Source organism: Devosia sp. (assembly GCF_034675085.1).
Taxonomy (GTDB): domain Bacteria; phylum Pseudomonadota; class Alphaproteobacteria; order Rhizobiales; family Devosiaceae; genus Devosia.
Genome location: NZ_JAUCDN010000340.1, coordinates 1 through 3,453 on the forward strand (window position 1 = coordinate 1; position 3,453 = coordinate 3,453).

The following is a 3,453-nucleotide window of genomic DNA, read 5'->3' on the forward strand; positions in this document are numbered from 1 at the left end:
AATCGGGCCGGCTCATCTCCTGCTTCCTGGGGGCAATGGCGGACATCATCAAACCCGATCTATGCGTCATCGGCGCCGGGGCGCTGGGACTTTCCCTCGCCCGCCGCGCCAGCGCCCGCGGGCTCGACGTGGTGCTGGTGGCCCGCCCCGGCCCCGAGCCGGGCGACGCCCCCCAGGGCCGGTTGCGCCGCGCCGCCCTGATGGCCAGCGCCGCCCGCGCCCAGGCCCTGCGCAGCGCTGGCGCCCTGGGGCTGGACAAGGCCGAGCCCAAGCTCAATTTCCGCGCCGTGGCCGCCCATGCCGCCGCCATGGCCAAGGCCGGCGCCAGCCGCGACACGCCCGAGCGGCTGGCCGCCCTGGGCGTTCGCCTGATCGAGGGGGAGGGGGAGTTCGTCGCGCCCGGACGCTTCGCCATCGGCCAGACCATCATCCGCGCCCGCCATTTCGCCCTGGCCATGGGCAGCGAAGCGGTGGTGCCGCCGCTGCCCGAATTGGACAAGGTGGCTTTCTTCACCCCCGATTCCATTGCCGGCAATATCCGCAAGCTCACCCATCTGCTGGTCATCGGGGGCACGCCCGAGGCCTTCGAGCTGGCGCAGGCCTATCGCCGGCTCGGCGCCCAGGTGAGCCTGGTGCCCCAGGGCGGACCGCTGCCCGGCTTCGCCCCCGAGCCGGTCGCCCTGCTGCTGCGGGCGCTGCGTGAGGAAGGGCTGGACATTCTCGACGACGCCGAGGTCAGCGCCATCCAGCCGCGCCGCCAGGGCATCGGCATCGCCCTCATGCGCGCCGACGGCCCGGCCAGCCTCGACGTCTCCCATATCCTGGTGGCCATGGGCCGCAGGAACCAGGGTTCTGAAATAGTCGACCGCCGCGTCACCCGGCTCGCGGACGAGCCCCATATCGCCGAGCGGCAGGCGGCGCTGCTGGTCGAGCGCCTCGCCGGCCACGGTCCGGGCCGGCTTTCACCGGAGGCGCTGCCGCGATTCGTCCTCACCGAGCCGGCGCTGGCCCAGGCGGGGCGGATCGAGCCCCTGCGCCCGGGCGAAACGCTCTGGCGCGCCAACCTGGCCGAGAACGACGCCGCCCGGGCCATGGGCGAGGCGCAGGGGCTGCTGGCGCTGGCCAGCGGCAAAGGCGGGCGCATCTCGGGCGGGGCGGCTGTCGGCCCCGGCGCCGTGCAGATCATCGCGCTTTTGGCGCTCTGCATGGAAAAGGGCCTTTCCCTGAGCGCTGTCGAGCGCCTGGCGCTGCCCCCCGTGAATCTGGCCGCCGCCCTGATCGACATTGCCGGGCAATATGGGGCGCGGCGCCCCCGCCGCCGCCTCTGGTGGTAGGAAAAACCTCTCCCGCCGCGGGGGCTTACGCCGCCCGCGCCCAGCCCTTATAATGGCGCCAATGACAGACCAACGCAGTGTCCTGCCCGGCCGGTTCTCGGGCCTGTCGATCAAGCTCATCGCCTCCATCGTCGCGGTGATCCTTCTGGTCGAGATCGTGGTCTATCTGCCCTCGCTCGCCAATTTCCGCGCCGGCTGGCTCAATGACCGGCTGCGCGTGGGCACGGTGGCGGCGCGCGTGCTCGACGCCGTGCCCGACGTTCTGGCGGTGCCGCGCGAGTTGACCGACCGCCTGCTCACCTCCGCCGGCGCCCACGCCATCGTCTATCGCCGCGAAGGCCAGAGCCAGATCATCGAATTGGCCGATCCGGTGACCCCGCAGGCGGTGGTGACCGCCGATCTGCGCCAGGGCGACCTGATGAGCCTGCTCATCGGCGCCGCCGACACGCTCTTTGCCGCGCCGGGCCGCACCCTGCGCATCGTCGGGCTCGATGAGGACGAGGCCGCGCTCATCGAAGTGCTGATGCCCGAGCGGCCGCTGCGCCAGGACATGCTGGTCTATTCGCGCCAGATCGGCTTCGTCTCGCTGGCCATCGCCGCCGTCACCGCGCTGGTGCTCTATCTGCTGGCCAGCCGCTTCTTCATCCACCCCATCCGCCGGCTGACCCGGAACATGCTCGAATTCCGCCAGGCGCCGGAAAATGCCGGCCGCATCATCGCCCCCTCGGCCCGGCGTGACGAGATCGGCATTGCCGAGCGCGAGCTGGAGGCCATGGAATCGGATTTGTTCTCCATGCTGCGCCAGCGCCGGCACCTGGCCGATCTGGGCCTGGCCGTGGCCAAGATCAACCACGACCTGCGCAATATGCTGACCTCCGCCCAGCTGCTGTCCGACCAGGTGGCGACGCTGGACGATCCGCAGGTGCAAAGGCTGGCGCCGCGCCTGGTCAACACGCTGGACAAGGCCATCGGCTTTGCCCAGTCGGTGATCGATTATGGCCGCGAAACCGCCGCCCCACCGATGCTGGCGCCGCTCGATCTGCATCTGCTGGCCGAGGAGGCCGCGTTCGAGGCCGGCCTTTCGGGCCATCCCGGCATCGCCTTCACCAATGCCGTGCCCGAGGGCACGCGCCTCAATGCCGATGCCGCCCAGCTCGGCCGGCTGCTGGTCAACCTGCTCAAGAATGCCCGCCAGGCGCTGGAAGGGACCGGCAATGGCCGCGCCGCGCCCGAAATCGGCGTGCTGTTTTCCACGGGTGCGGAAGAAATAACGCTCTCGGTTTGCGACAACGGCCCCGGCCTCGCCCCCCGGGCGCGCGAAAAACTCTTCGTCGCCTTCGAAGGCTCGGCCCGCTCCGGCGGCACCGGGCTGGGCCTGGCGATCGCCCGTGAAATCGCCGAGGCCCATGGCGGCAGGCTGATTCTGGGCGAGCAGCCCGCGGGGACGCGCTTCGATCTCATCCTGCCGCGCAGCCTGCTTCTGGCCGGACAATAGGGGATGACGAAAAAACTCTCCCCCTGCCGCTTGCCAAGCCCGGATCACCCATGTATGGGTTGCGCCGCCTGAGGCCAAGGCCACCGCCCGCCTCACCGCCGTATCATCGGCATGCGCGCCCGTAGCTCAGCTGGATAGAGCACCAGACTACGAATCTGGGGGTCAGGAGTTCGAATCTCTTCGGGCGCGCCATTTCGCTAGCTAGCTATCAAGTTCCGCAGTATTCGGTTCTGCAATGGAGTCGGTCTGCAACGCGCCCTCTTTTCCGTCATTGCGTCACCGAGCGCCGCCTCCAGAAAGCGGACATCAGATCCCGTCGAATTCAGGGCACTGGTGCCGACGCGGAAGCAATCCATCGCCCCCTGGAAATTCTATTGCGCACGAGCCTCTTGTAGTCCTCCGGTGCCGGTGGCACTTTTCGCCGGTGACGCCGGTTGTTGCAGAGCCAACAAGCAGCCACAACATTTTCGAGAACATCTTTACCACCATCGCATCGCGCACGAAGGTGTTCCGCAGTGCATCTAGATGAGCTTTTGTCCGACGCTGGCAACATGGCGCAGCCACAGTACTGAACCGCACCGGGTTTGCCGGAGGATCCAACTTCCAAATAGGATGGAGCCATGA

General features: G+C 68.8%; 3 protein-coding genes and 1 tRNA gene. 3 read left to right on the plus strand and 1 reads right to left on the minus strand.

Features of this window, described 5'->3' with window-relative positions:
* From VDP82_RS15910 to VDP82_RS15920, 3 genes are all read left to right on the plus strand, one after another.
* Nucleotides 1-1,334 (plus strand): FAD-dependent oxidoreductase (locus VDP82_RS15910; protein ID WP_323015808.1); only part of this gene is annotated, 1,334 nt, incomplete at its 5' end.
* 61 nt (nucleotides 1,335-1,395) lie between these two features.
* Nucleotides 1,396-2,829 carry a HAMP domain-containing sensor histidine kinase gene (locus VDP82_RS15915; protein ID WP_323015809.1) on the plus strand — a complete coding sequence of 478 codons (1,434 nt, stop codon included), beginning with the start codon at nucleotides 1,396-1,398 and terminating at the stop codon, nucleotides 2,827-2,829.
* 115 nt (nucleotides 2,830-2,944) lie between these two features.
* A tRNA-Arg gene (locus VDP82_RS15920) sits at nucleotides 2,945-3,021 on the plus strand.
* 130 nt (nucleotides 3,022-3,151) lie between these two features.
* Here VDP82_RS15920 and VDP82_RS18075 read toward each other — a convergent pair.
* Nucleotides 3,152-3,451, minus strand: a complete 300-nt coding sequence (locus VDP82_RS18075) for an HNH endonuclease signature motif containing protein (RefSeq protein ID WP_416347129.1) — start codon at nucleotides 3,449-3,451, stop codon at nucleotides 3,152-3,154.
* Nucleotides 3,452-3,453 lie beyond the last annotated feature (2 nt).